The sequence below is a fragment of the Streptomyces misionensis genome (assembly GCF_007896895.1).
GTDB classification, from domain to species: Bacteria; Actinomycetota; Actinomycetes; order Streptomycetales; family Streptomycetaceae; genus Streptomyces; species Streptomyces misionensis_A.
In genome coordinates this window covers 2,884-26,795 of the sequence record NZ_VOGW01000035.1, presented here as the reverse complement: position 1 = coordinate 26,795, position 23,912 = coordinate 2,884, and the positions used below count along the sequence as shown (strand labels likewise).

Sequence of the window (23,912 nt, the reverse complement as noted above, 5' to 3'; positions counted from 1 at the left end):
GCTTTGGCAGCTATCGTGGACTTCAACCGGACAGGTGTCCGTTACTCCGGAAACGTAACGGACAGTTGTCCGCTTAGCAAGGGCGAGGTTCGGCCACGCCCCTCGGGGAGGACGGGTGCCGCACATGCAGGACTCACCACGGCGCTCGGACGCGCAGCGCAACCGCGAGCGCATCCTGGAGGTGGCCATCGCCGAGCTGTCGCGCTGCGCGAACGCCCCGCTGAGCGCCATCGCCCGCAAGGCGGGCGTCGGCCAGGGCACCTTCTACCGCAACTTCCCCAACCGCGAGTCGCTCGTCCTGGAGATCTACCGGCACGAGATGGCGAGCGTGGCGGACAGCGCGGCCCGGCTCCTCGCGGCCCTGCCGCCCGAACAGGCCCTGCGGGCCTGGATGGACCGGCTCTCGGAGTTCGCGATGACCAAGGCCGGTCTGGCCGACGCGATCCGGCAGGTCACCAGCGCCCCCGGCGGCCCGGCCAAGCCGGCGCCCACCCCGGTGTCCGACGCGGCGGACCTCCTGCTGCGGGCCGGCGAGGCGGCCGGCACCATCCGGCCCGGCGTCACCGCGGACGACTTCCTGCTCGCCATAGCGGGCCTGTGGCAGCTCGACCCGCACGAGGACTGGCGGCCCCGCGCCACCCGGCTCCTCGACCTCGTCATGGACGGCCTGCGCCGCGGCGCGCCGCAGAGGTGACCACCGGGCCGCACGCCGGCCGCGGCCCGCACGCCCGGGGTGTCCGCGCAGATTTCCGGCGCCCGGATGATGACTTCGCGCGCTTCGGGGCACCCGGTCACCAGGAACGTTCGTCGACAGGAGGCGGGCCATGATCGCCCTAGGCATCATCTTGCTCATCGTCGGATTCCTCACCGGGATATCCATTCTGTGGACCATCGGGATCATCCTTCTGGTGGTCGGCGCGATCCTGTGGATCCTGGGGTCGATGGGTCACGCGGTCGCCGGCCGGCGGCATTACTGGTGAACCGGTCCCCCCGGTCGGTGCCGGGGGGACCCCGGGCGGCGGAACATGCCGCCAGGCGGAGCAATGACCGGTGCGGCGTGGGCCCGCGCACCAGGCTGGATCCTCGTCCAGCCCGTGACAGGAGTCCTGTGTGCGCAGTCCACGCCGCCAGCCGGAGGCCGGTGCCGCCACGCGGACCGGCCCGCCGGCGCCCCCGCCCTGGATGCGCTGGCTCCCGGTCGCCTACGTCGCGGCGGTCCTGATCCTCGAACCGCTCACCCCCGTCGACTGGCCCGTGAGCTTTCTGCTGGTCGCCCTTCCCCTGGTGACCGCCTTCGCGTACGGCCCGCTCGTCGTCGCCGGCGCCACGGCCCTCGCCGTGGTCCTGGAGGGGGTCCTGGCCGGCACCCCGTGCTGCGCGGGCCGTCCGGTCGGTTATCTGTGGGACCGGCACTATGTCGCCGACTACGTCTGCACCGTCCTGGTCGGCGGCCTCGGCACCATCCTCGCCGCCCACCGCATCCACCGTGAACGCACCCTGGCCGACGTGCGGTTCGTGGCCGAGATCGCGCAGCGCGTCCTGTTGCGGCCGCTGCCGCAGCGGATCGGCGATCTGCGCCTGGAGAGCTTCTATCTGTCGGCGGCCGCCGAGGCACGCATCGGCGGCGACCTGTACGAGGCCGTCCCCACCGCCTTCGGTGTCCGGCTGCTCATCGGCGATGTCCGCGGCAAGGGCCTGCAGGCGGTCGAGACGGCCGCCGCGCTGCTCGGCGCGTTCCGCGAGGCCGCGCACGACGAGCCCGACCTCGCCGCCCTCGCCCGGCGCATGGAACAGAGCGTGTCGCGCCGGGCCCGGCACATCAGGGGCAGCGAGACCGGCGAGCGGTTCATCACCGCGGTCTTCGCCGAGATCCCCGCCGGCGGCCGGGTCGTCCGCGTCGTGAACTGCGGCCATCCGCCGCCGCTCGTCATCCGCCCCGACGAGGTGCGGGAGCTGGACAGCGGGCGGTCGGGCCCGCCGCTGAACCTCGGGATGCTGCTCACCGAGCCGCACCACATCGACAGCTACCCGTTCCGGCCCGGCGAGCAACTGCTGCTCTACACCGACGGCGTGACCGAGACCAGGGACGCGACCGGCGCCTTCTACCCGCTGGCGCGGCGACTGCGCTCGTGGGGCCCGCTGGAGCCCGGTGAACTGCTGGCACGGCTCCACCGCGATCTGCTGGAGTACAGCGGCGACCGCCTCCAGGACGACACGGCGGCCCTCGCCGCCTGTCTGCTCGACGGCGGCCCGCGGACCGTGGACGACTCGACCGCTTCCCAGCCGGACCATCGCTCCCCTAAGGGATCTCCTGCTCGGCCCAGATGATCTTCCCCTCGCCGGTGTAGCGGGCGCCCCAGCGGTGGGAGAGCTGGGCGACCAGGAACAGGCCGCGGCCGCCCTCGTCCGTGCTGCGGGCGTGCCGCAGGCGGGGGGCGGTGCTGCTGGCGTCGGCGACCTCGCAGGTGAGCCGGGAGTCGCGCAGCAGCCGTACCCGGATCGGCGGGGCGGCGTACCGGATCGCGTTGGTGACCAGCTCGCTCACCAGGAGTTCCGTCGTCATGACCAGTTCCCCGAGGCCCCACTCCGTCACCTGCCGGGCGGCCAGGGCGCGGATCTCGCCGACGGCGGCCGGATCGTCGGGCACGTCCCAGGAGACGGCGTGGTCGGCGCCCAGGGCGCGGGTGCGGGTCAGCAGCAGGGCGATGTCGTCGGGCTGGGGCCGGGGGACGAGTTCGCTCACGGCCGCGGCGCACAGCGCGTCCAGGTCCGGCTCGGCGCGGGTGAGGGCCCGCGCGAGCCGGGCCATGCCGCGTTCCACGTCGTCGCAGGCCTGGATGAGGCCGTTGGTGTACAGGCCGAGCAGGCTGTGCTCGGGCAGTTCGATCTCGGTGGCCTCGAAGGCCAGTCCGCCCAGGCCCAGCGGGGGCCCGGCGGCGATCTCCGGGAAGTGGGCGGGCCCGTCCGGGGGCACGACGACCGGCGGCGGGTGGCCGGCCCGGGCCATGGCGCAGCGCCGGCTGACCGGGTCGTAGACGGCGTACAGGCAGGTCGCCCCGGTGAGGGCGGCCGCGCTCTGCGCCGCGGCCCCGGACCCGTCGTCCTCGGCGCCGAGGCGCAGCACCAGGTCGTCGAGGTGGGCGAGGAGTTCGTCGGGGGGCAGTTCCATGTCGGCGAGGGTCTGTACGGCGGTGCGCAGCCGGCCCATGCTCGCCGCCGCGCCGATGCCGTGGCCCACCACGTCCCCCACGACGAGCCCGACCCGCGCCCCGGACAGCGGGATCACGTCGAACCAGTCGCCGCCGACGCCGCCCGCCGGGTCGGCCGGGCGGTAGGCGGAGGCCACGTCCAGCGCGGTGCCGCCGGTCAGGGTCGGGGGCAGCAGGCTGCGCTGGAGGGTGAGGGCCGCCGTGTGCTCCCGGGTGTAGCGGCGGGCGTTGTCGAGGCAGACCGCCGCCCGCGCCACCAGTTCCCGGGCCAGCAGGACGTCGTCGGAGCAGAAGGGCACCGCGTTGGTCGAACGCGCGAAGGTGACGAGGCCGAGGGCGGTGTTGCGGGCCCGCAGCGGGACCGCGATCAGGGAGTGCAGGCCGAACGCGCGGATGCGTTCCGCCCGCTGCGGCTCGGCCTCGACCCAGGGGCCCCGCTCCGGGTCGAGGACGGGCAGGAACAGCGGGTCGCCCTGGAGAAGCGTCCGGGCGTCGTACGGCGGGGCGGGGAAGCCCACCCGGTCGCCGATCCGGTGGACGGCCTCGGGGCAGCCCTCGCGCACCGAGCGCAGCGCGGCGCGGCGCATCGCGGGCGCGGTGGGGTCGGGGCCCTCCTCGCCCGGCCAGGTGCCGGGGCCCTCGCCGCCGAGCACGGGTTCGAGCAGGTCCACGACGACGAAGTCGGCGAAGCGGGGCACGGCGAAGTCGGCGAGTTCCTGGGCCGTCCGCGCCACGTCGAGGGTCGTGCCGATGCAGGCGCCGGCCTCGTTGACCATCGACAGCAGCCGCCGGGCGGTCCAGCGCTCCGTGACGTCCAGGACCATGGAGCAGACACCGATGACGGAGTCGTCGACGTCGACCAGGGGGAAGAACGACGTCGAGTAGGCGTGCCGGCGGTGCGGGTCCGCCCAGCTCCAGCCCGCGTACTCGTAGTCGGTGACCGGCACGCCGGTCGCGATCACCTTGCGCATCAGTCCTTCCAGGGCCTCGTCCTCCAGCCCCGGCAGCAGGTCGCCGAGCCGCCGCCCCAGCCGCTCCGGGCGGGGCACCCCGCCGAGCCGCTCCAGGGTGTCGTTCAGCCAGACGTAGCGCAGTTCGCGGTCCAGTACGGCCATGCCGACCGGTGAACGGGTCAGGAACCCGTCGAGGACGGACTGGGCCATCGTCCACTGCGGGCGCTCCCTGCGGGCCGACGCCAGGAAGCAGACGCGTCCGGCCATGCGGAAGGAGGCGGAGACGCGCAGCAGCACGTCGAGGGGGCGGCCGTCGCGGTGCCGTACGCGGATCTGGCCGCTCCAGCCGTTGCCGCCGCGGCAGCGCTGCGCGATCCCCGCGGTCCGCGCCGGGTCCTCGGGCATGGCGAGCAGCCGGGCGGCGGAGCCCCCGACCACCTCCGGCGCGGGGTAGCCGAGCAGGGCCTCGGCGGCACGGGTCCAGCCGACCACGGTGCCGTCCTCACGGATCACCGCGGCCGCGTCGGCAGACGCGTCGAACAGATCCGCCGACCCCATGGGCGTGTCTGCGGTGTCGCTCTTGCGCGCTGGTTCCATCAGTCTCACTTTTACACCAGTATCGACTGGTTTAACCCCCCGGCGGACGGGGTCCCGGCCCCCGGTACGCCCGGCTCGCCCCGCGCCCCCGCCAGTGCGGCGCACCTGGGGCCGGCCGCGTTTTTGAGCGGTCCGCACTGACATTCCGGTAACGATCGCGCAGTAGATGGCCCGCGCCTTCATGCAACGTCCATACGATCCGGCGCATGAACAGAGCTGTGAAGATCGGCATAGCCGGTACGTGCACCGCGCTGCTCGTCGCGGGGGGATTAGGCACCTACAACCTCCTGCACGGGCTGACCGGGGGCACGGCCGGGGACCGGTCCGAGGAGGCGGGCTTCGACCCGTCCACGGTGTCGACCACACCGCCCTCGGACACCGAGGCGGTGAAGCTGGCCCGGACGTTCCTGGACCACTGGTCCGGCCGGCGGTTCGACGGCGCGGCCCGGATCACCGACGCGCCGGACACTGCTGCCCAGGCCCTGCGCCAGTACAAGGACGGCCTGCATCTGCAGAAGCTGGCCTTCACCCAGGTCCGCCCGGCCGGTCCCTCGGCCGCGACCCCGGGCGCGGCCAAGGTCACCTTCACCGTCACCGCCCGGGTACCGGGCGGCAGTTGGAGCTACCCGAGCGCGGTGGCCGTACGCAAGAGCGGCAACGGCGCGACGGCCGTGCACTGGAACAACTCCGTGCTGTACCCGGGCCTCGGGGACGACCAGTCGCTGACCGCGGGCACGCTGCCCGCGGGGGCGAGCGACGCCACGGTGGTGGCGGGCGACGGGAAGACGGACCTGACCACGTTCGCGTCCCTGCGGGACATCGCCGCGACGATCCGGCAGAACGCCAAGGCCACCGGCGGCCGTCCCGGCACCGGCATCGCCGTGGTCGGCGCGGACGGCACGGGCGTCAAGACGCTGAAGACCTTCACCAAGGGGCGCGCCCCGGTCATCAGGACCACCATCGACGCCCGGCTCCAGTCCGCCGCGGAGGCGGCGGTGCAGGACCCGCACCTCGGGGGGCGGCCCGCCGGCACCGTGGCCCTCGACTGGAGCAACGGCCACATCCTGGCGGTCGCGCACACGGGTGACGACGGGGACATCGCCATCAACGGCATCAAGTCTCCCGGCTCCACGATGAAGATCGTCACGGCCGCCGCCCTGTTCGACAAGGCGGGGCTGACCCCGGCCAGCCCAGCGCCGTGCACCGACTCGCTGATGGCCAACAGCCAGCTGTTCCACAACGATCCCGGGGTGAAGCCGAACGAGGGCTCCAGCCTGGCGCAGGCCTTCGCCGTGTCGTGCAACACGTCGTTCATCAAGGACGGCTTCCACTACCTCGTGCACGACGGTGACGCCTCCGCGCTGCACGACGAGGCCGTGAACGTCTTCGGCATGGGCAGCTGGTCCATCGGCGGCGGAGTCGCCACCACCGACCCGAGCGTGCCGCCGGACGCCCAGGGCGGCGACCAGGCCGCCCAGTTCATCGGCCAGGGCAGGGTGTCGGCCACCCCGCTGTTCATGGCGTCCGTGGCGGCCACCGTGCGCAACGCCGGTTTCCGGCAGCCGGTCATCCTGCCGGGGCAGCACCAGGAGAGCGCGCCCCGGCCCATCTCGCCGCGCACGGCGGGGTACCTCCGGTCGATGATGCGCGCCACGGCCGCCTCCGGCACCGCCGCCCCGCGCCTCGGGGGGCTGCCCGGCGTCGGCGCCAAGACCGGCACCGCCGAGGAGGGCGACCACACCAACGGCTGGCTGACCGCGTACGGCTCCCGCATCGCGGCCGCGGCCCTGGTCGAGGGCGGCAGCTCGGGCGTCGACTCCGCCGGTTATGTCGTCCGGCACCTGCTGACCGCGGGCTGACCGGCCGCCCCCGGCCCGGTGTCCCGCGCCGGGCCGCGACGGCCGGGGGCCTTACGGAGCCGTGACGTCCCCGGCGCGCCCCGGGGAAACGGCGCCGGTCGCTCCTAACGTGGCCGTATGCGGGTACTGGTCACCGGCGGTGCCGGATTCATCGGGTCCCATGTCGTCGAGGCGCTGCGCGCGGGCGGGCACGAGCCGGTGGTGTACGACGTCCGCGCGCGTCCCGGCGCGGACGTGCGGGACGCGGACGCGGTGGGCCGGGCGCTGGCCGGGGTGGACGCCGTGTGCCATCAGGCGGCGATGGTCGGGCTGGGCGAGGGGGTCGCGGACGCCCCGGAGTACGTCTCGCGCAACGACCTGGGGACGGCCGTGCTGGTGGCCGCGATGGCGACCGCCGGGGTGCGGCGGCTGGTGCTGGCCGGGTCGATGGTCGTGTACGGGGAGGGCCGGTACACGTGTCCGCGCCACGGCGTCGTACGGCCGGGGCCGCGGGCCGTGGCCGACCTGGCGGCGGGCCGGTTCGAGCCGCGGTGCCCGGAGTGCGGGACGGAACTGGTGCCCGGCCCGGTCGGGGAGGACGCCCCCGCCGACCCCCGCAACGTGTACGCGGCGACCAAGCTCGCCCAGGAGCACCTGGCCGCCGCGTGGGCCCGCGGCACGGGCGGGTCGGCGGTGTCCCTGCGCTACCACAACGTGTACGGGCCCCGGATGCCCCGGGACACCCCGTACGCCGGGGTCGCCTCCTTCTTCCGCTCCGCCCTCGCCCGCGGCCGGGCGCCCCGGGTCTTCGAGGACGGGCGGCAGCGGCGCGACTTCGTGCATGTGCGGGACGTGGCCCGGGCGAACGTGGCGGCGCTGGAGGCGGCGGCCGCGCCCGGGGCGCTCACGGTGTACAACACCGGCAGCGGTGAGCCCCGTACCGTCGGCGAACTCGCGCGTGCGCTCGCCGCGGCGTGCGGGGGCCCGGAGCCGGTGGTCACCGGGGAGTACCGGCTGGGGGACGTACGGCACATCACCGCCGACTCCTCGCGGCTGCGGGCCGCGCTGGGCTGGCGGCCACGGGTCGGCTTCGCGGAGGGCGTCCGGGAGTTCGCCCGGGAGGACTGAGCCCGGCCCGATCCGAGAAAGACCCTACGGCGCGGCCGGCAAGGTCACCTCGAAGCGGCAGCCGCCGGGGATGTTGTGCACGGCGGCCCGGCCTCGGTGGGCCTCCACGATGCCCCGGACGATGGCGAGGCCGAGGCCCGCGCCCGCCGGGGGCGTGCGGGCGTCGGTGCCGCGCCAGCCGGTGTCGAAGACGCGCGGCAGGTCCTCGTCCGGGATGCCGCCGCAGCCGTCGCTGACGGAGACCACCACGCCGTCGGCGGTGCGTTCGGCGGCGACCGCCACCGTGCCGTCGGCCGGGGTGCGGCGGATGGCGTTGACCAGCAGGTTGCCGAGCACACGGCTCATCTCCCGGCCGTCCACCTCCACCGGCACGGGCGCGACGCGCTCGCCCACCAGCCGCACCCCGTGCTCCCGGGCCAGCGGGCCCGCGCCCGCCAGGGCGTCGCCCACCAGGTCGTACAGGGAGACGCGGGACAGGTTCAGCGGCAGGGTGCCCGCGTGGATGCGGGAGAGTTCGAAGAGGTCCCCGACCATGCCGTCCAGGCGTTCCACCTCGGCGCGGATCTGCCGCAGATAGCGGCCGGGGTCGGTGGCCACCCCGTCCTCCAGGGCCTCCGCCATGGCGCGCAGTCCGGCGAGGGGGGTGCGCAGATCGTGCGAGATCCAGGCGACCAGTTCCCGCCGGGAGGCCTCCAAGGTCCGTTCGCGCTCGCGGGATTCGGCGAGCCGAGCGCTGGTGGCCGCCAGTTCCCGGCCCAGGTCCTCCAGTTCGGCGGTGGCCGGAGCGCCGGGCGCGGCGAAGGCACCGCCGTCGCCGAACGCGCGGGCGGCATCCGCGAGTTCGCGGCTGCGGGCGACCACCCAGCGGCCCAGCAGCAGTGCGGTGGCCAGGGAGACGACGGCCGCCATGGCGACGACGGTGGTGACGACGCTGAGGTCGTGCGGGGACAGGAACATCGCCCAGGCGACGGCGAGCGTGCCCGCGAGCATGGCGACGACGCCGACCGCGGCGACGACGGCGAGCGAGGCGGTGAGCGAGCGCCGCCGGGTCAGCCGCAGGGCGCACGCCCCGGCGAGGCCCGTGGCGGCGGCGCCGGCGAAGGCGTAGAGGGCGATGAAAAGGGCGTCGCGCACGCTCAGTCCCCTTCGGGTTCGAAGCGGTAGCCGACGCCCCACACGGTGCGGATGAGCCGCGGCCGGGCCGGGTCGTCCTCGACCTTGCCGCGCAGCCGGCGCACATGCACGGTGACGGTGGACAGGTCGCCGAAGTCCCAGCCCCAGACCTCGCGCATCAGGTCCTCGCGGGCGCAGGCCCGGCCGGGGTGCCGCAGGAAGAACGCGAGCAGGTCGAACTCCCGGAGTGTGAGGGCGAGTTCGCGGCCGTTCTTGGTGGCGCGGCGGGCGTCCGGGTCGAGCGTGAGGCCGGCCGCGGTCAGCCGGTCCCCGGTGGCGGCGGGGCGGCTGCGGCGCAGCACGGACTCCACGCGCAGGACGAGCTCGCGGGGGCTGAAGGGCTTGGTGACGTAGTCGTCGGCGCCGACCTCCAGACCGAGGACGCGGTCCTCCTCGTCGCCGCGGGCGGTGAGCATGATGACGGGCACGGGTCCCCGTTCCCGCATCCGCCGGCAGACCTCCAGGCCGTCCATGCCGGGCAGCATCAGGTCGAGGACGACGAGGTCGGGCCGGTGTTCGAGGGCGTGGCCGAGGGCGGTGGGACCGTCGCCCGCGCGGTCGACCGCGTACCCGGCGCGGTCCAGGTATCCGGCGACGATCTCGGCGACGGTGGGGTCGTCGTCCACGACCAGGACCCGGGCCCGGGGCGCCCGGTCGGCGGCCCCGGCCGGGCGGGACTCGTACGGCGGTTGCATGTCTCAAGCGTGGCACCACGGGTCCGGCGGCGGTGCGGCAGCCGGGGCGCCGTCCGCGTTTCGTAAGGAGCGGAAGCCCGCTTTGTCCGGTTCGTCTTCGTAGGGTGAAGGGTGTGACGACCACTTCTGCGGACGTCGACGTGGTGCTGCCGTGTCTGGACGAGGCCGAGGCACTGCCCTGGGTGCTCGGGCGGATCCCGGCCGGGTGGCGCGCCCTCGTCGTCGACAACGGCTCCACCGACGACTCGGCGCGGATCGCCCGCGCACTGGGCGCGACGGTGCTGCACGAACCCCGGCGCGGCTTCGGCGCCGCCTGCCACACCGGGCTGACCGCCGCCACCGCGGGCATCGTCTGCTTCTGCGACTGCGACGCCTCCCTGGACCCCGCGCTGCTCGTGCCCTTCGTCCGGGACGTGCGCTCCGGCGCGGCGGACCTGGTGCTCGGGCGGCGCCGACCGGTGGGCCGGGACAGCTGGCCGGTGCACGCCCGGGCCGCGAACCTCGCGCTGGCGCGGCTGCTGCGCCACCGTACCGGGCTGCGGCTGCACGACCTCGGACCGCTGCGGGCCGCCCGCCGCGAGGCGCTGCTGGCGCTGAACCTCACCGACCGGCGCAGCGGTTACCCGCTCCAGATGGTGGTGCGTGCCGCCGACGCCGGGTGGCGCGTCGTCGAGCGTGATGTGCCGTATCTGCCGCGCACCGGGCTGTCCAAGGTGACGGGCACCTGGGCCGGCACCTGGCGTGCGGTGCGGGACATGCGCCGGGTGCTGGCGGAGACGCCGGCCGGGGCGCGGGCGGCCCGGTGAGCGCGCCCCCCGTGGCGTCGCCCCGTACCCGGGCGGCCCGGTGACCACGCTGCTGGTGATCGCCAAGGAGCCTCGACCGGGGCGGGTCAAGACGCGGCTGACCCCGCCGTTCACCCCGGCCGAGGCTGCGGGGCTGGCCGAGGCGGCGCTGGCCGACACCCTGCGCGCGGTGGCGGCGGCGCCCGCGTCCCGGCGGGTCCTCGTCCTGGACGGGACGCCGGGCGCGTGGCTGCCGCCGGGCTTCGAGGTGCTGCCGCAGTGCGCGGGCGGCCTGGACGAGCGCCTGGCGGACGCCTTCGGACACTGCGCGGGCCCGGCCCTGCTGATCGGCATGGACACCCCGCAGGTGACCCCGGACCTGCTCACCGTGGACTTCGCGGACTGCGACGCGTATCTGGGCCCGGCCGAGGACGGCGGCTTCTGGGCGCTCGGCCTGGCCGAGCCCGACCCGGCGCTGCTGCGGGGCGTGCCCATGTCGACGCCCGAAACCGGTGCCGCGCAGCGCGAGCGGCTGCGCGCGGCGGGACTGCGGGTGCGGGAGCTGCCCCGGCTGCGGGACGTCGATGTCGCCGCCGACGCCCGCGCCGTCGCCGCGCTCGCCCCGCACGGCCGGTTCGCCGCCCGGCTGGCCCGGTGCGCCCCGGCGTCCGGACGCTGATCCGGACCCGGCTCAGCCGCCCCTCGCCGCCCTGCGCGCCCGCCGCGCCGCCGACAGCGCCGAGCCGGCGAAGAGGACGGCGGTGATCAGGAGCCAGCGGGCGAGGAAACCGTCCGGGGACAGCCCGGTCACCAGCCGGTACCGCTCGGCCACCCTGCCGCCGATCAGCGGGAACCACACGAGGAGCAGCAGCGCGGACAGCGCGGCGGGGACCCGCGCGTACGGCGTCCAGGCGCGCCGCCCGGCCGTCCCGAGCCCGCGGACGAGGGACCGGTCCGCGGCCGAGTACAGCGGCAGCAGCACCAGGTCGTGCAGCAGGGCGGCGCCCACGAACCACAGCAGCACCCCGAGCGGGTCGCTCGCCAGCAGCCGCACCCCGGCGTACCCGGCGACGGCGAACGAGCAGCCGAGCAGCACCAGTTGGCGGGGACTGCCGAGCGGCAGCCGGGGCCGGCGCGGCCTCATCGCAGGTCTCCGAAGGTCAGCCGGGCCACCCATTTGGTGTTGAGCACACCGGGCGCGGCGGGCACGATGACGCGCGCGGGGTGGCCGTGGTCGGCGGAGAGTTCCTCGCCGTTGACGTAGAGGGCGAGCAGGGAGCGCGGATCGGCCACCTGGTCGGCGCGCAGGGCCGCGCGGCGGAACGCGCCGTGCCGTTGCAGGGACTCCACGAGCACGTCCGGCGCGGCGCCGTCGTGTCCGACGAGCGCGGCGAGGTCGCGCAGCCGCACCCCGCGCCACCACTGGTCGGCGGTCGACCAGCCCTCCACGCAGGCGATCGGCAACGAGGCGCTGTGCAAGGGAAGTTGCAGCAGCCGGGCGCGGCTGAGCCGGACGGTGCCGGTGCGGCCGGTGACGACGAGGCGCCAGGCGTCCTCGTGGGTGTCGGCCGGGGTGATCCCGGCGTACGCGGCCGTCTTGTTGATCTGGAAGCCGCTGGGGCCGCCGTTCGGGTCGGCCGGGCCGCGCGGCGCGAGCAGGGCCGTACGGCGCAGGGGCCCGCCCAGGCTCTGCCCGGCCGTGGTGAGGAACAGCAGCAGCGAGCCGCCGCCGACCAGGCCGAACGCGCCGCGCCGGGAGACGGTGGGCGGGGCGGGGCGCGGGGAGACCAGGGAGTCCGCGCCGCCGCCCGCGTCCGGCCGCTCCCTGAGGGCCCGCACCGCCGTCGGCAGCTTCAGCGCCGCGTGGGCGAGGAAGGCCGCGAAGAACACCCAGGCGCCGTAGAAGTGCAGCGGGTAGAAGGAGCCCGGGAAGACGTAGTCCAGCTGGATGTCGAGCACTCCGGTGGTGAACTCGAACAGCCCGCCGCCCACCAGCAGCAACAGCGACAGCCGTTCCAGGGCGTGGGCGAGCGAGCGGGCCGGCGGCAGGGTGAACAGCCTCGGCACCACCGACCACAGCTTGGCCAGCAGGACGGGGACCAGGGTGAGGCCGAGCGTGACGTGGACGCCCTGGGTGAGCCGGTACAGCCACACCGGGCGGGTCGGCCAGGCGAAGAGGTAGAAGCCCAGCAGGCCCTTGTCCGGCGTCGTGTCGTTCACCCGCGACAGGTTCGGGTTGTAGGCGGCGTACGACACCAGCCCGGTCACGAACAGCACGCTGACGCCGGCGAGCAGGACGAGGCCGAGCACCGCGGTGAACCGGGGGCCGCGCACGGGGCTGCGCCAGAAGCCCGGGGAGGAGGGGAGCCGGTGAGGGTCGCGCATGGTCCGACGTTAGGCGGGACAGGGCCCGAAAGCGGGGACAGGACCGGTGACGAAACGCGGACGTCCGGCCCGGACGGCGGCCCTTTGCCGCCCGCCCGGCCTAGCGTTCCGCTGTGACCCTCCGCCCCGCCGCCCGCCGCGACCTGTACGCCGCCGGTGCCGCCGCCCTGCTGGTGACGGCGGCCGTCCTGGTCGGCCGGCGCATCCAGGACGCCGACCACACCCTGTTCGTGCACTGGCCCCCGCTGCTCGCCGACTGGGATCCGCACCTCGGCCCCGGCACGCCCACGGCCCTGGTGCTGGCCGCGGCCGCGGTGGCGTACGGCCCCGCGCTCGCCGCCCGTCTGCCCTGGCGGTGGCTGCTCGCGGCCGGGTGGGCGGCCGCGGTGGCCTGGATCGTCTCCCTGGCACTGGTGGACGGCTGGCAGCGGGGCGTCGCGGGCCGGCTGACCGCCCGCAACGAGTATCTGCGGGGGATCGGCCGGGATGTGGTGCGTGGTCGTCGGCGCGAGCGGATGCGCGGCGGTGCTGGTCGCGCTGCGGGCCCTGACCGGCGAGGCGCCGGCGAGGCGGGCCGCGCCGTTCGTGGTGGCGGCCCCCGCCGCGGTGTGGCAGGGCGTCTCGGCCGACGGCTACTTCGCCGCGGTCGCCGCCTGGTCCGTGGCCCTGCTCGCCGTCGCCCTCACCCGCCCCTCCCCCCGGGCGGCCGCCGCCTCGGGCCTGCTGTCCGGGCTGACCTGCTACCTCTCGTACGGCCTCGTGCTCTTCGCCCTGCTCGGCGCGGCGGTCCTCGTCCTCACCCGGCACGAACCGCACGACCGCCGCCTGCCGCTGCTCGCCTTCCTCGCCGGACTGGCCGTCGTCCCGGCGGCGTTCACGCTCGCGGGCTTCGACTGGTGGGAGGGCTACCGTCTGTTGACGGTCCGCTACCACCAGGGCGTGGGCGGCGTCCGGCCCTACGGCTACTGGGTGTGGGCCGACCTCGCCTGTGCCGTGTTCATCACCGGCCCGGCCACGGCGGCGGGCCTGTGCCGCGCGGGCGCGCTGCTGCTGCGCCGCCGTACCGGCCCCGGGGCCCGGCTCGCGGTGCTCGTGGCCGCCGCCCTGCTCGCGCTGCTCATGGCCGACCTGTCCGGACTGAGCAAGGCCGAGACCGAGCGCATCTGGCTGCCCTTCGCCCTGTGGCTGCTGCCCGCCTGCGCGCTGCTCCCCCGCCCCCGTCCCTGGCTCGCCGCCCAGGTGCTGCTCGCCCTGCTCCTCAACCACCTGCTGCTGACCGGCTGGTGATGTCGACCGGGCCGCGCGCCGCGGCTGCCGGGAGCCTGCGGGTGCCGGGAGCCGCGCCCCGGGCGCATGATGGGAGGTGGACATCCGGGCCGTATCGATCGGCAGGGCCGGCGCCCCGGGAAGGGTTGATGCCGATGATCTCCGAGATGGTTCTCGTCCGTATGGCGGACGCCGCGCTCCACGGGGACCTCGTGGTCCCGGCACCGTCGCGTGCGGTGGTGCTGTTCGCGCACGGCAACGGCAGCTCCCGGCACAGCACCCGCAACCGGACGGTCGCCGCCGAGCTGCGCACCGCCGGGTTCGGCACCCTGCTGCTCGACCTGCTCAACGAGCGGGAGGAACGGCACGACGCGCTGAACGCCGGGCACCGCTACGACATCCCGCTGCTCAGCCGACGGCTGGTGGGGGCGATCGACTGGCTCGCGGAGCAGCCCGACACCCGGGGCGTCCCGGTCGTGCTGTTCGGCGCCGGCACGGGCACCGCGGCGGCCCTGACGGCCGCCGCCGAGCGCCCGGAGCAGGTCCTGACCGTGGTCTCGCGGGACGGGCGGCCCGAGCTGGCGGGCGACGCGCTGGAGCGGGTGGCGGCCCCGGTACTGCTGATCGTGGGCGGCGACGACCACGAGATGCTGCGGCTGAACGAGGAGGCCGCCCGACGGCTGCGGGCCCCGCACTATCTGCACGTGGTCCCCCGGGCCACCCATCTGTTCGAGGACCCGCGCGCACTGGCCCAGGTCGCCGAGGTCACCCGCCGGTGGTGCGACCGGCGGCTGCGCAGGCCCGAGACGCACGGGCAGGGCTGAGCGAGCCCCGCCCGGGGCTCATCCGGGTTCCGCCTTGCCGAAGAGCTCCGCGTAGTCGTCCGGCAGCCGGGACAGCAGATCGTCCAGCTCGCCGCCGAGGACCACGTCGGCGACCGTGGACAGCACCGCGCCCACGTCCCACTCCGCCGTGCGCGGCCGGGCGCCGGTCTGCTGGGCCACGCGCCGCAGGAACTCCTCCCGGCCGAAGGACTCGGCGCATCCCCGGTCGCGGTGCAGGGCCTCGTCCAGCGGGGCGGGCAGCCGGGCCGCCAGGTCGTCGGCCTCCTGAGGGCTGATCCGCGTGGCGAGCGTCCACAGCACGGCCTCGCTCACGTGCTCGGCCTCCTCCGGGCTCCGGTACTCCCCACGGTCCTGGACCCGGGTCAGAAACTCCGCCAGTCGCACGGTGACCTCCCGCTGTCGAACGCCGGTCCCCCTACCACCGTACGGCCGTGAAGTCGACGGGCGCCGGGCGCAGCACACGGGCGCGGTCCGCCAGCGCGCGCAGGCGGCGGGACATCTCGTCGGCGGGCAGCCGCATCCGGTCGCCGTGGCCCGGCAGCACCCACTCGAAGCGCAGGCCGGCGGCGGTGCGGGCCAGGGAGGCGGCCAGTTCCTCGATGGAGTACCAGGTCACGCTGTCCGCGACGGTCAGATCGGCGAGCGACCGCGACCAGTAGAAGCTGTCGCCGCTGAAGCAGTAGCGGTCGTCGGCGAGGTACAGCACGCTGCCCCGGGTGTGTCCGGGCAGCGGCTGCACGGTGACTCCTTCGCCGACCTCCACCGGGTCGATTCCGCGGATCACCCGGTCCGCGTCGGGCGCGGCGTCGAGGTCGCCCTCGTGGATCCACAGCCGGGCGCCGAAGCGGTCGGCGTAACGGCGGCCGTGGGCGGCGTGGTCGCGGTGGGTGAGCAGCACCTCGGTGACCCGCCCGAGGGCGGCGTAGCGGTCGGCCAGGTCGGGTGCCCAGCGCGGGGTGTCGATCATCATCAGGGTGCCGGAGGGGCGGCGCAGCAGATAGGAGTTGGCGCCCGCGGTCCGCCGTGAGTTGTGGCCGCAGAGCAGCACGGTGTCGTCCAGGCGCATGGGGAACGGGTCGAGGCTCTGATCGGCGTGTCCGGTGGCCGGACGGATCGAGCGGGTGGGGCAGGCGAAGACGGCGGCGTGCAGGCGCCGGACCTCCTCCTCGGTGCGCGGCTGCCGCAGCATCCGGGACCTGCCGTCCTCCTCGCCGATCAGGTCCGGCGCCAGTTGCCGGGCCACGTCGCAGTTGGTGCAGCGGTCGTCGACGTACCAGCCGTCCACAGCGGGACTCCTTCCGCGGGTGCGGCCCGGGGCGGGCCCACGTACCAGGATGACCGGCGCGAACCGGGACCGGTAGGGCGAGACGGTCTTGATTTTCGCCGCCGTCGACGCTCTGACCAGCGCGGAAAACAAGACAGAAGTGGCGCGATCGGCGTGGTCCCATTGCACGGGCGCGCGGCTGCGATCAAGGTCGGAGGGTGAGTACGTTCTCCCCGCAGCGCCGCGACCCCTCCGTCCCCGAACGGCCCGGTCTCCCCGCCTCCGGGGAACGCGGACGGTGGGCCTGCCCGCCGGGGGCCCGGCGGGCCCTCGCCCTGTTCGCGGCCGTACGGCTGACCGGGGCGGCCCTCGTGGTCGCGGTGAACGTGCTCACCGGCCGTTCGATGCTCAAGGGCCTGGCCCACTCCTGGGACTCCGTCTGGTACCTGCACATCGCCACCCACGGCTACGGGACCCGGCTGCACATCACCGACTCCGGCGCGGTGCAGACGGACTGGGCGTTCTTCCCCCTGTACCCGGCGCTCATCCGGGCGCTCGACCACGTCCCCCTGCTGTCGCCGGGCGTGGCGGCGCTGCTGATCGCCTGGGCCGCGACCGCGCTGGCCGCCCTCGGGGTCTACGCGATCGGGCACCGGCTGCACGGCCGCGCCGTGGCCACCGCCATGGTCGCCCTGTGGGCGGTCCTGCCGCACTCGGTGGTCCTCACCCTCGCCTACACCGAGCCCCTGTTCATCGCGCTCGCCGTGTGGTCCCTGTACGCCCTGCTGGACCACCGCTGGCTGACGGCCGGCCTGCTGGCCGGGCTCGCGGGCCTGACCCGGCCCAACGGCTACGCGGCGGCCGCCGCCGTGCTCGGCGTCGCGGCCCTGGAGGTCGTACGGCGGCGCGGCCGGGTGCCGGCGGGCCTGTGGGCCGGCGTCTGCGCGGCCCCGCTCGGCTGGACGGCGTACCTGCTGCTGGTCGGGCACCGCACGGGCGATCTGCTGCACGGCTACTTCCAGGTGCAGAGCGCCTGGGAGTCCCGTTTCGACCTGGGCCTGGGCACCCTGCGGTTCCTCGCGACGATGCCGCTGTTCGACGGCGGGATCATCTATCCGGTGGCCCTGGTGGTGGTCGCGGCGGGCATCCTCCTGTTCGGGCTGCTGTGCCGGGACCGGGCGCCGCTTGCGCTGGTGCTGTTCACCGCCGCGCTGCTGCTGCCGGTCGTGGCGGTCTCGGGCCCCTTCGAGTCCAAGCCGCGCTTTCTGCTGCCGGCCTTCCCGCTGCTCATCCCCGCGGCCCAGGCCCTCGTACGCATGCGGCGCACCAACCCCGAGGGCGCGCTGCGGCTCTGCTGGACCCTCGCCGGCTTCTCGCTGCTGTACGGCACGTACGTGGCGACCTTCGCCAATCACTCGCCCTGAGCGCCCGTTGCGCCAAAAGGGGTGTACGGCTGCTCCATTCGGGTGCGAGCGTCAGCCGATCGGCCGCGTCCGGGCCGCCGAGGGCGTCCGCGCCGCTCCGGTGCCGCAAGGATGTCGGGTGACTGACGTCGGCGAACCTGAGAGCGCCGGGAGGCGTACGAGCTGTGAGCATTCTGAACGAGCCCAAGGGGCCGGCCGACACTTACGACAGTGAAGTACCGGTGAGGCGCAAGCAGCCGGGCCATGTCGTGGTGAAGTGGCTGACGACCACCGATCACAAGACGATCGGCACGCTGTACCTGGCGACGTCGTTCGCGTTCTTCATCCTCGGCGGTCTGCTGGCGCTCATCATGCGCGCCGAACTCGCCCGGCCCGGACTGCAGATCGTCTCCAAGGAGCAGTTCAACCAGGCGTTCACCATGCACGGCACGATCATGCTGCTGATGTTCGCGACACCCCTGTTCTCCGGCTTCACCAACTGGATCATGCCGCTGCAGATCGGCGCCCCCGACGTGGCGTTCCCGCGGCTGAACATGTTCGCCTACTGGCTGTACCTGTTCGGCTCGCTGATCGCGGTGGCCGGCTTCATCACCCCGGACGGCGCGGCCGACTTCGGCTGGTTCGCCTATGCCCCGCTGCACAACGAGGTGTTCTCGCCCGGTGTCGGCGCGAGCGTGTGGTTCATGGGTCTGGCCTTCTCGGGCTTCGGGACCATCCTCGGCTCGGTCAACTTCATCACCACGATCATCTGCATGCGCGCCCCGGGCATGACGATGTTCCGGATGCCGATCTTCGTGTGGAACGTGCTGCTGACCAGCGTCCTGGTCCTGTTCGCCTTCCCGGTGCTGGCCGCCGCGCTCTTCGGTGCCGAGGTGGACCGCATCTTCGGATCGCACATCTTCGACGCGGCCAACGGCGGCGCCCTGCTGTGGCAGCACCTCTTCTGGTTCTTCGGCCACCCCGAGGTGTACATCATCGCGCTGCCGTTCTTCGGCATCGTCTCCGAGGTCATCCCGGTCTTCTCCCGCAAGCCGATGTTCGGCTACATGGGTCTGATCGCGGCGACGATCTCCATCGCGGGGCTGTCCATCACCGTGTGGGCGCACCACATGTTCGTCACCGGCGGGGTGCTGCTGCCGTTCTTCTCCTTCATGTCCTTCCTGATCGCGGTACCGACCGGGGTGAAGTTCTTCAACTGGATCGGCACGATGTGGAAGGGCTCGCTGTCCTTCGAGACGCCGATGCTGTGGTCGGCGGGCTTTCTCGTCACCTTCCTCTTCGGCGGCCTGACCGGAGTCCTCCTGGCCTCCCCGCCGATGGACTTCCACGTCTCCGACTCGTACTTCGTGGTGGCCCACTTCCACTACGTGGTCTTCGGCACGGTCGTGTTCGCCATGTTCGCCGGCTTCCACTTCTGGTGGCCGAAGTTCACCGGCAAGATGCTGGACGAGCGCCTCGGCAAGATCACCTTCTGGACACTGTTCGTCGGCTTCCACACCACCTTCCTGGTGCAGCACTGGCTGGGTGCCGAGGGCATGCCGCGCCGTTACGCCGACTACCTGGCGGCCGACGGCTTCACCACGCTGAACACGGTGTCCACCATCGGTTCGTTCCTGCTGGGCCTGTCGATGCTGCCGTTCCTCTACAACGTCTGGAAGACCGCCCGGTTCGGCGTGCCGGTCGGCGTGGACGACCCGTGGGGCTACGGCCGTTCCCTGGAGTGGGCGACCTCCTGCCCGCCGCCGCGCCACAACTTCCTGACCTTGCCGCGGGTCCGCAGCGAGTCCCCGGCGTTCGACCTGCACCACCCCGACATCGCGCTCGCCGAGGCCGAGGCCCACAGCGCGCTCTGAGCGACCGAGGACTGCGGTGAGCGAACTGGCGCAGGGGGGAACCGGCGGGGAACTGGGCAACGAGGTGGAGGGGTACCTGCTCTGGCAGGCGCGGATCGCGGAGGCCGAGCAGCGTGCCCGGGAGTTCGTGCGGCCCATGGAGTGGCTGACGAGCGCGCAGCGCGCGGAGATCGAGCAGTGCTACGTGGCGGACAGCCTGCTGCGCGCCAGGAAGGACCTGGAGCGGATCGCGGCCCGGTGCACGTCGCTGCGCGCCGAGTACGAACACCGCTACGACGAGCTGCGGCGGCGCTGTGTGGGCTGGACGCTGGCCGTCTGCGCGGGCTGCACCGCGCTGGCGGTGCTGTTGCTGCTGCTGTGAGGCGGCGCCCCAGGGTTCAGCGGCGCCGGTGCGCCGCGCTGATCAGCCCGTAGGTCACCAGGCCGTAGGCCAGGTGCGGGAGGGCGTCCGCGGTCCAGTCGGTGGCCGACCAGCTGCGCGGATCGCTGACCCCGAGGCCGGCCATCGGGGCGTCGGTGAGGGCCATCGCCAGCGCTCCGGTGGCCGGCCCGCCCAGCCAGAGGGGCGGGCGCACGCCGAGCCGGTGGAGCAGCGACGCGGCGACGCCGGCGCCGACACCGACGGCGATGCCCGCGAGCGCGCCCATCCCGGACAACCGGTTGTCCCGGCCGTCCGTCTCGGGGACCGGGTGACCGGCCCTCTCGGTGACCTTCTCGACCACGTCTTCGGGGGCGCTGCTGGAGGGCCGGCCCCGCAACGCCATGTCCAGGTAGGTCGCCGCGTTCAGTGCGGTGGTACCGGCGGCGCCGGCGGCGCAGCCACGCGCGATGCTGCGGAACATGCGGCTCCGGGTACCGCGGCGCACCCGCCCGAAACGTGACCGGTCAACGGTGTACCAGGGGTTCCGGGTACGCCTCCCGGCGCGAGGACGGAGGGGCACACCGGGGCCGGCCGCCCTGGTGTGCCCCTCGTCCGCCGGGACCGGTGTCAGCGGCCGCGGCCCGCCGGGTCGTGGGCGGAGGCGTCACGGGCGCCCGGGACCCGGCCGGGTCCGGTCGGGTCCGTGGCGGCCGGGTCCTGCTCCGCGCGGTCGCCGTGGCCCGGCCACCAGGCCGCGTGGCCGATGAGCGCGGTGAGGCTCGGCGTGAAGAACATCGCCATGACGAACGCGGCGATCGCGATGCCGAAGGAGACCGCGAAACCCATCTCCGTGAGCAGGGAGTTGCCCGCCAGCATCATCGTGGCGAAGGTGGCCGCCAGGATGAAGCCGGCCGCGGCCACGGTCGGCCCGGCGTGCCGCAGCGCCATGCCGGCCGCCTCGCGCGGTTCGCGGCCCTCGCGGGCCTCCTCCCGCAGCCGGGCGATCATGAGGATGTTGTAGTCCGTGCCGATGGCGACCACGAAGAGATACATGATCACCGGGAGCATGAACATCAGGCCGGAGTGCCCCTCCCCCTTCTGGAAGATCCAGACCGTGGCGCCCAGGGTGGCGCCGAAGCCGAGGCCCACCGAGGCCATCAGGTACCAGGGCGCCACGACGCTGCGCAGCAGCAGGCCGAGGATGACCATGATGAGGACGGCGGCGACGGGGAACACCGTGCGGTAGTCGTGGTTGACCGCCGTGTCGATGTCCTTGTAGATCGAGGACATGCCGCCGACCAGCGCCTCGGTGCCGGCGGGCGCGCCCGCGTGCGCGGCGTCGCGCACCCGTCCCACGGCGTCGATGGCCCGGTCCGTGGACGCCTCGTACTTGAGGGTGACGGTGAAGTCGGCGGTGGTGCCCTCCTTGTTGAGCTGGCTCATCCGGACACCGGCGACGCCGTCCACCGAGCCGAGCTTGCGCGCGTACGCGGCGAAGCCGCTCTTGTCCAGCGGCTTGCCGTCGGTGCTGGAGAGGTAGACGTCGGTGGGCGCGGCGGCGCCCGCCGAGTACGCCTTCTGCATCTGGTCCTGGACGACCATCGACTCCTTGGTCTTGGGCATCGAGCCCGAGGCCAGGTCGAAGGTGGCCTTGTAGCCGAGGGTGCCGGCCGACAGGGCGAGCAGGACCAGGCCGGAGGCGACGGCGGTCAGTGCCGGACGGCGCCGCACCGCGCGGCCGAGCGCGGCGAACCGGGCGTTCTCCGGCTCCTTCTGCCAGGACTTGGACGGCCAGAAGACCTTGGGGCCGATCAGGGAGACCACGGCCGGGATCAGGGTCAGGCCGGCGACCAGGGTCGCGGCCACCGCGATGGCGAGCGCGGGGCCCATCTGCTTGAGGAAGCCCAGCGTGGACAGGACCAGTGCGAGGAAGGCGATGATGACCGCGCCCGCGGCCGAGGCGATGGCCTCGCCGACTCGGCCGACCGCGTTGACCATGGCCTCCTTGGGTTCGTCACCGGCCCTGAGGCGCTCGCGGTAACGGAACATCAGGAACAGGAAGTAGTCCGTGCCGACGCCGAAGAGGACCACGATCAGGATGGACGAGATGGAGCTGTTGGCCTGGAGTCCGAAGAGTTTGGTGGCGTAGGCGATCAGCCCGTTGGCGACGGCCGACACCAGGCCGATGAGGACCAGGGGCAGGACGGCCAGGATGGGTGCCCTAAAGATGATCAGCAGGGTCACCAGGATGATGGCGAAGGTGCCGAAGCCGATCAGCGCCTGGCCGCGTTTGGAGGAGTCCTGCTGGTCGAGGGCCTGTGCGGCCGAGCCGCCCAGTTTGACGTCGAGGTGGGTGCCCTTGGCCAGTTGCTTGACGTCGTCGCGCAACGCCTTGGCGGCGTCGGCCTGTTTGGGCTGGCCGGCGTTCTTGCTGTCCATCTGGACCAGGGTCAGGGCGTACCTGCCGTCCTTCGACGGCGGGCCGGGGACGACCTTCTGTACCTGGTCGATCTTCTTCTCGCCCAGTCCGGTGGTGATCCGGGCGATGTCCTTCTGGTCGGCGGCGGTCAGCCGGCCGCCGTCGGTGCGCTGGTAGAGCGCGATCGCGGACGGCGTGAAGGCGCTGGGGAACGCCTTCTGCTGAAGGTCCGCGGCTTTGATCGACTCGTAACTCTTGGGCAGAAAGCTGCTCTCGTCACTGTTCGAGGGCAGGCCTGGGGCGGTGGCGACGATCGCCACCGCGGCGATCAGCCAGGCCACGATCGTCCAGACCGGATGCCGGACGACTGCAGCGCCAATACGTCGGAACATGCGGGAGGGTCCTCCTGGGAAGGAAGATCACCGCAGCCCGGGGAGCGGTCCCTGGCATCGGCGACCCCGACCGGCCCTTGTGCGACGAGCCGGTCGAATAGTTGTCTTAGCGGTCACATCGTAGTGACCGAAGATACGTTCTTCGCACCGGATTCCCGTTGGCCGGTACCGCACGTGAAACGGATCAAACGCGTCCGCCAACGGGGCTCGTCCCCCTCGTGGCCGTCACGCATATGACGGCCTTTCGGCTGCGCGGACGTCAGGCGCGCGCGCCGGCGAGTGCGGTGCGCGACCGGCCGCGCACCTCGGCGATCACCCGGGCCCCCCGGTCGGGGGCGGTGTCGAGCCGGTCCAGGACGGACGGCACGGTGATGGCCGGGAGCAGATGGTCGAAGAGCGCCGCCATGCGCTCGTCCAGATCGGCCCAGTCGGCGAGGGCCTGGGAGACCAGTTGCACTCCCGTCCACGCGCCGAGAAAGACCTGCGCGGACTCCTCGGGCACCACGTGCGGCAGCACCTCGCCCCTGGCCTTGGCCTCCGTCAGCCGGGCCGCGGTGAACTCGGCCCAGGCGGGCCAGGCGCTGCCGAAGACGCTGCGGCCCCTCAGGTCGGCCGACAGCCGGACGCCGGCCAGCAGCAGGGGTTCGCGGGGCAGCCGGTCGGCCAGCGTCATGCCCGCGTCCACCCATTCCTGGAGCTTCAGTTCGCGGGGGACGTGGTACTCCGTCGATATCTGTTCCTGGAGCACGCCCCGGGCGAGGGCCGCCTTGGAGTCGAAGTGGAAGTAGAGGGCGCCCTTGGTGACACCGGCCCGGTTGAGGATCTCGGCGATGGTCGCCGCCGCGTAACCGCGCTCGGCGAAGACCGCGGCGGCGGCTTCGAGGACGGCGCGTCGGGTCCGGACAGCTCGCTCCTGCTGAGCCATGGACCCTCCTCAAGCTGAACGTTAAACCAAACAGCTCGTACCCTACCCCACGGTCACCCGGCGAAAGGGTGTCCGCACACGGTCGATCGGGGGTCGGTCGCGGGCAGTCGCCCGGGGTGTGGTAAGGCGAGACACACAGGGTTCCGGGCAACCGGGTCCCCCTCCCCCGCCCGGCCTCCGCGTCCGGTCCGAACCGGGGGCCACCGTCACCTCAACGCCCGCCCCTGGAGGACGACATGCGCGTCGTGATCACCGGCTCCACCGGACTCGTCGGCTCCGCCCTCGTCCGCTCGCTGCTGGCCGACGGCCATCAGGTCGTCCGGCTCGTACGGGCCTCCTCGGCCCACGCCCCGCACGACGGCAGCGAGTCGGCGCGCTGGGATCCCGTCGGGGGCGAGGT

Annotated in this window: 22 protein-coding genes and 1 pseudogene; 13 read left to right on the top strand and 10 right to left on the bottom strand. The window is 73.8% G+C overall.

Annotated elements, in window-relative coordinates; translation table 11 throughout:
• Positions 1-124 precede the first annotated feature (124 nt).
• From FRZ03_RS05795 to FRZ03_RS05785, 3 genes are all read left to right on the top strand, one after another.
• Positions 125-694: a TetR/AcrR family transcriptional regulator gene (locus FRZ03_RS05795; RefSeq protein WP_222443341.1), complete on the top strand. Its 570-nt coding sequence runs from the start codon at positions 125-127 to the stop codon at positions 692-694.
• Between the two features lie 130 nt (positions 695-824).
• Complete coding sequence (locus FRZ03_RS05790; RefSeq protein ID WP_143060409.1) at positions 825-980, top strand: DUF6131 family protein; 156 nt, start codon at positions 825-827, stop codon at positions 978-980.
• Between the two features lie 130 nt (positions 981-1,110).
• Positions 1,111-2,328: a PP2C family protein-serine/threonine phosphatase gene (locus FRZ03_RS05785; protein ID WP_261398600.1), complete on the top strand. Its 1,218-nt coding sequence runs from the start codon at positions 1,111-1,113 to the stop codon at positions 2,326-2,328.
• On the opposite strand, the gene FRZ03_RS05780 is transcribed toward FRZ03_RS05785, so the two are convergent.
• Entirely contained in the window at positions 2,300-4,720 is a 2,421-nt protein-coding gene (locus tag FRZ03_RS05780; RefSeq protein ID WP_261398618.1) for a SpoIIE family protein phosphatase, read from the bottom strand. The genes FRZ03_RS05785 and FRZ03_RS05780 overlap by 29 nt on opposite strands.
• Before the next feature lie 245 nt (positions 4,721-4,965).
• Here FRZ03_RS05780 and FRZ03_RS05775 point away from each other — a divergent pair, with 245 nt between their 5' ends.
• Together FRZ03_RS05775 and FRZ03_RS05770 are read left to right on the top strand one after the other, a co-directional pair.
• A complete protein-coding gene (locus FRZ03_RS05775) occupies positions 4,966-6,618 on the top strand; it encodes a penicillin-binding transpeptidase domain-containing protein (protein WP_146464041.1) in 1,653 nt (550 codons plus the stop codon).
• 117 nt (positions 6,619-6,735) lie between these two features.
• The gene (locus FRZ03_RS05770; RefSeq protein WP_146464040.1) at positions 6,736-7,725 is read left to right on the top strand and encodes an NAD-dependent epimerase/dehydratase family protein; all 990 of its coding nucleotides are present in this window, start codon (positions 6,736-6,738) and stop codon (positions 7,723-7,725) included.
• A 24-nt stretch (positions 7,726-7,749) separates the two neighbouring features.
• On the opposite strand, the gene FRZ03_RS05765 is transcribed toward FRZ03_RS05770, so the two are convergent.
• On the bottom strand, positions 7,750-8,859 hold the full coding sequence (locus FRZ03_RS05765) for a sensor histidine kinase (RefSeq protein WP_146464039.1): 1,110 nt from the start codon (positions 8,857-8,859) through the stop codon (positions 7,750-7,752).
• 2 nt (positions 8,860-8,861) lie between these two features.
• Positions 8,862-9,593, bottom strand: coding sequence for a response regulator transcription factor (locus FRZ03_RS05760; protein ID WP_146464038.1), 732 nt, complete (start codon positions 9,591-9,593; stop codon positions 8,862-8,864).
• A gap of 104 nt (positions 9,594-9,697) precedes the next feature.
• Here FRZ03_RS05760 and FRZ03_RS05755 point away from each other — a divergent pair, with 104 nt between their 5' ends.
• Positions 9,698-10,399: a glycosyltransferase family 2 protein gene (locus tag FRZ03_RS05755; RefSeq protein ID WP_146464037.1), complete on the top strand. Its 702-nt coding sequence runs from the start codon at positions 9,698-9,700 to the stop codon at positions 10,397-10,399.
• A 40-nt stretch (positions 10,400-10,439) separates the two neighbouring features.
• A complete protein-coding gene (locus FRZ03_RS05750; RefSeq protein WP_146464036.1) occupies positions 10,440-11,057 on the top strand; it encodes a TIGR04282 family arsenosugar biosynthesis glycosyltransferase in 618 nt (205 codons plus the stop codon).
• A gap of 12 nt (positions 11,058-11,069) precedes the next feature.
• Here FRZ03_RS05750 and FRZ03_RS05745 read toward each other — a convergent pair whose 3' ends face one another.
• Both FRZ03_RS05745 and FRZ03_RS05740 read right to left on the bottom strand, forming a co-directional pair.
• A complete protein-coding gene (locus tag FRZ03_RS05745) occupies positions 11,070-11,522 on the bottom strand; it encodes a hypothetical protein (protein ID WP_146464035.1) in 453 nt (150 codons plus the stop codon).
• Positions 11,519-12,763 carry a molybdopterin-dependent oxidoreductase gene (locus FRZ03_RS05740; protein WP_186785269.1) on the bottom strand — a complete coding sequence of 415 codons (1,245 nt, stop codon included), beginning with the start codon at positions 12,761-12,763 and terminating at the stop codon, positions 11,519-11,521. Before FRZ03_RS05740 ends, FRZ03_RS05745 begins: the two co-directional genes overlap by 4 nt.
• A 113-nt stretch (positions 12,764-12,876) precedes the next feature.
• On the opposite strand from FRZ03_RS05740, the pseudogene FRZ03_RS05735 reads away from it, so the two are divergent.
• A pseudogene (locus FRZ03_RS05735) lies at positions 12,877-14,050 on the top strand (hypothetical protein).
• 134 nt (positions 14,051-14,184) lie between these two features.
• Positions 14,185-14,853, top strand: a complete 669-nt coding sequence (locus tag FRZ03_RS05730; RefSeq protein ID WP_146464102.1) for a dienelactone hydrolase family protein — start codon at positions 14,185-14,187, stop codon at positions 14,851-14,853.
• Positions 14,854-14,871: 18 nt separating this feature from the next.
• Here FRZ03_RS05730 and FRZ03_RS05725 read toward each other — a convergent pair whose 3' ends face one another.
• Positions 14,872-15,258, bottom strand: coding sequence for a DUF2267 domain-containing protein (locus tag FRZ03_RS05725; RefSeq protein WP_146464034.1), 387 nt, complete (start codon positions 15,256-15,258; stop codon positions 14,872-14,874).
• A 31-nt stretch (positions 15,259-15,289) separates the two neighbouring features.
• A complete protein-coding gene (locus tag FRZ03_RS05720) occupies positions 15,290-16,159 on the bottom strand; it encodes an MBL fold metallo-hydrolase (RefSeq protein ID WP_146464033.1) in 870 nt (289 codons plus the stop codon).
• 197 nt (positions 16,160-16,356) lie between these two features.
• Between FRZ03_RS05720 and FRZ03_RS05715 the strand changes: the two genes are divergently transcribed.
• From FRZ03_RS05715 to FRZ03_RS05705, 3 genes are all read left to right on the top strand, one after another.
• A complete protein-coding gene (locus tag FRZ03_RS05715; protein ID WP_146464032.1) occupies positions 16,357-17,562 on the top strand; it encodes a mannosyltransferase family protein in 1,206 nt (401 codons plus the stop codon).
• A gap of 164 nt (positions 17,563-17,726) precedes the next feature.
• On the top strand, positions 17,727-19,415 hold the full coding sequence (gene ctaD, locus FRZ03_RS05710) for an aa3-type cytochrome oxidase subunit I (protein ID WP_146464031.1): 1,689 nt from the start codon (positions 17,727-17,729) through the stop codon (positions 19,413-19,415).
• Between the two features lie 16 nt (positions 19,416-19,431).
• Complete coding sequence (locus FRZ03_RS05705) at positions 19,432-19,776, top strand: cytochrome C oxidase subunit I (protein WP_261398598.1); 345 nt, start codon at positions 19,432-19,434, stop codon at positions 19,774-19,776.
• A gap of 16 nt (positions 19,777-19,792) precedes the next feature.
• Here FRZ03_RS05705 and FRZ03_RS05700 read toward each other — a convergent pair whose 3' ends face one another.
• From FRZ03_RS05700 to FRZ03_RS05690, 3 genes are all read right to left on the bottom strand, one after another.
• Complete coding sequence (locus tag FRZ03_RS05700) at positions 19,793-20,257, bottom strand: hypothetical protein (RefSeq protein WP_146464030.1); 465 nt, start codon at positions 20,255-20,257, stop codon at positions 19,793-19,795.
• Between the two features lie 146 nt (positions 20,258-20,403).
• On the bottom strand, positions 20,404-22,587 hold the full coding sequence (locus FRZ03_RS05695) for an MMPL family transporter (protein ID WP_146464029.1): 2,184 nt from the start codon (positions 22,585-22,587) through the stop codon (positions 20,404-20,406).
• A gap of 259 nt (positions 22,588-22,846) precedes the next feature.
• Positions 22,847-23,512, bottom strand: a complete 666-nt coding sequence (locus FRZ03_RS05690) for a ScbR family autoregulator-binding transcription factor (RefSeq protein ID WP_146464028.1) — start codon at positions 23,510-23,512, stop codon at positions 22,847-22,849.
• A gap of 236 nt (positions 23,513-23,748) precedes the next feature.
• Between FRZ03_RS05690 and FRZ03_RS05685 the strand changes: the two genes are divergently transcribed.
• On the top strand, positions 23,749-23,912 hold a 164-nt coding region (locus FRZ03_RS05685), incomplete at its 3' end, for an NAD-dependent epimerase/dehydratase family protein (RefSeq protein WP_146464100.1).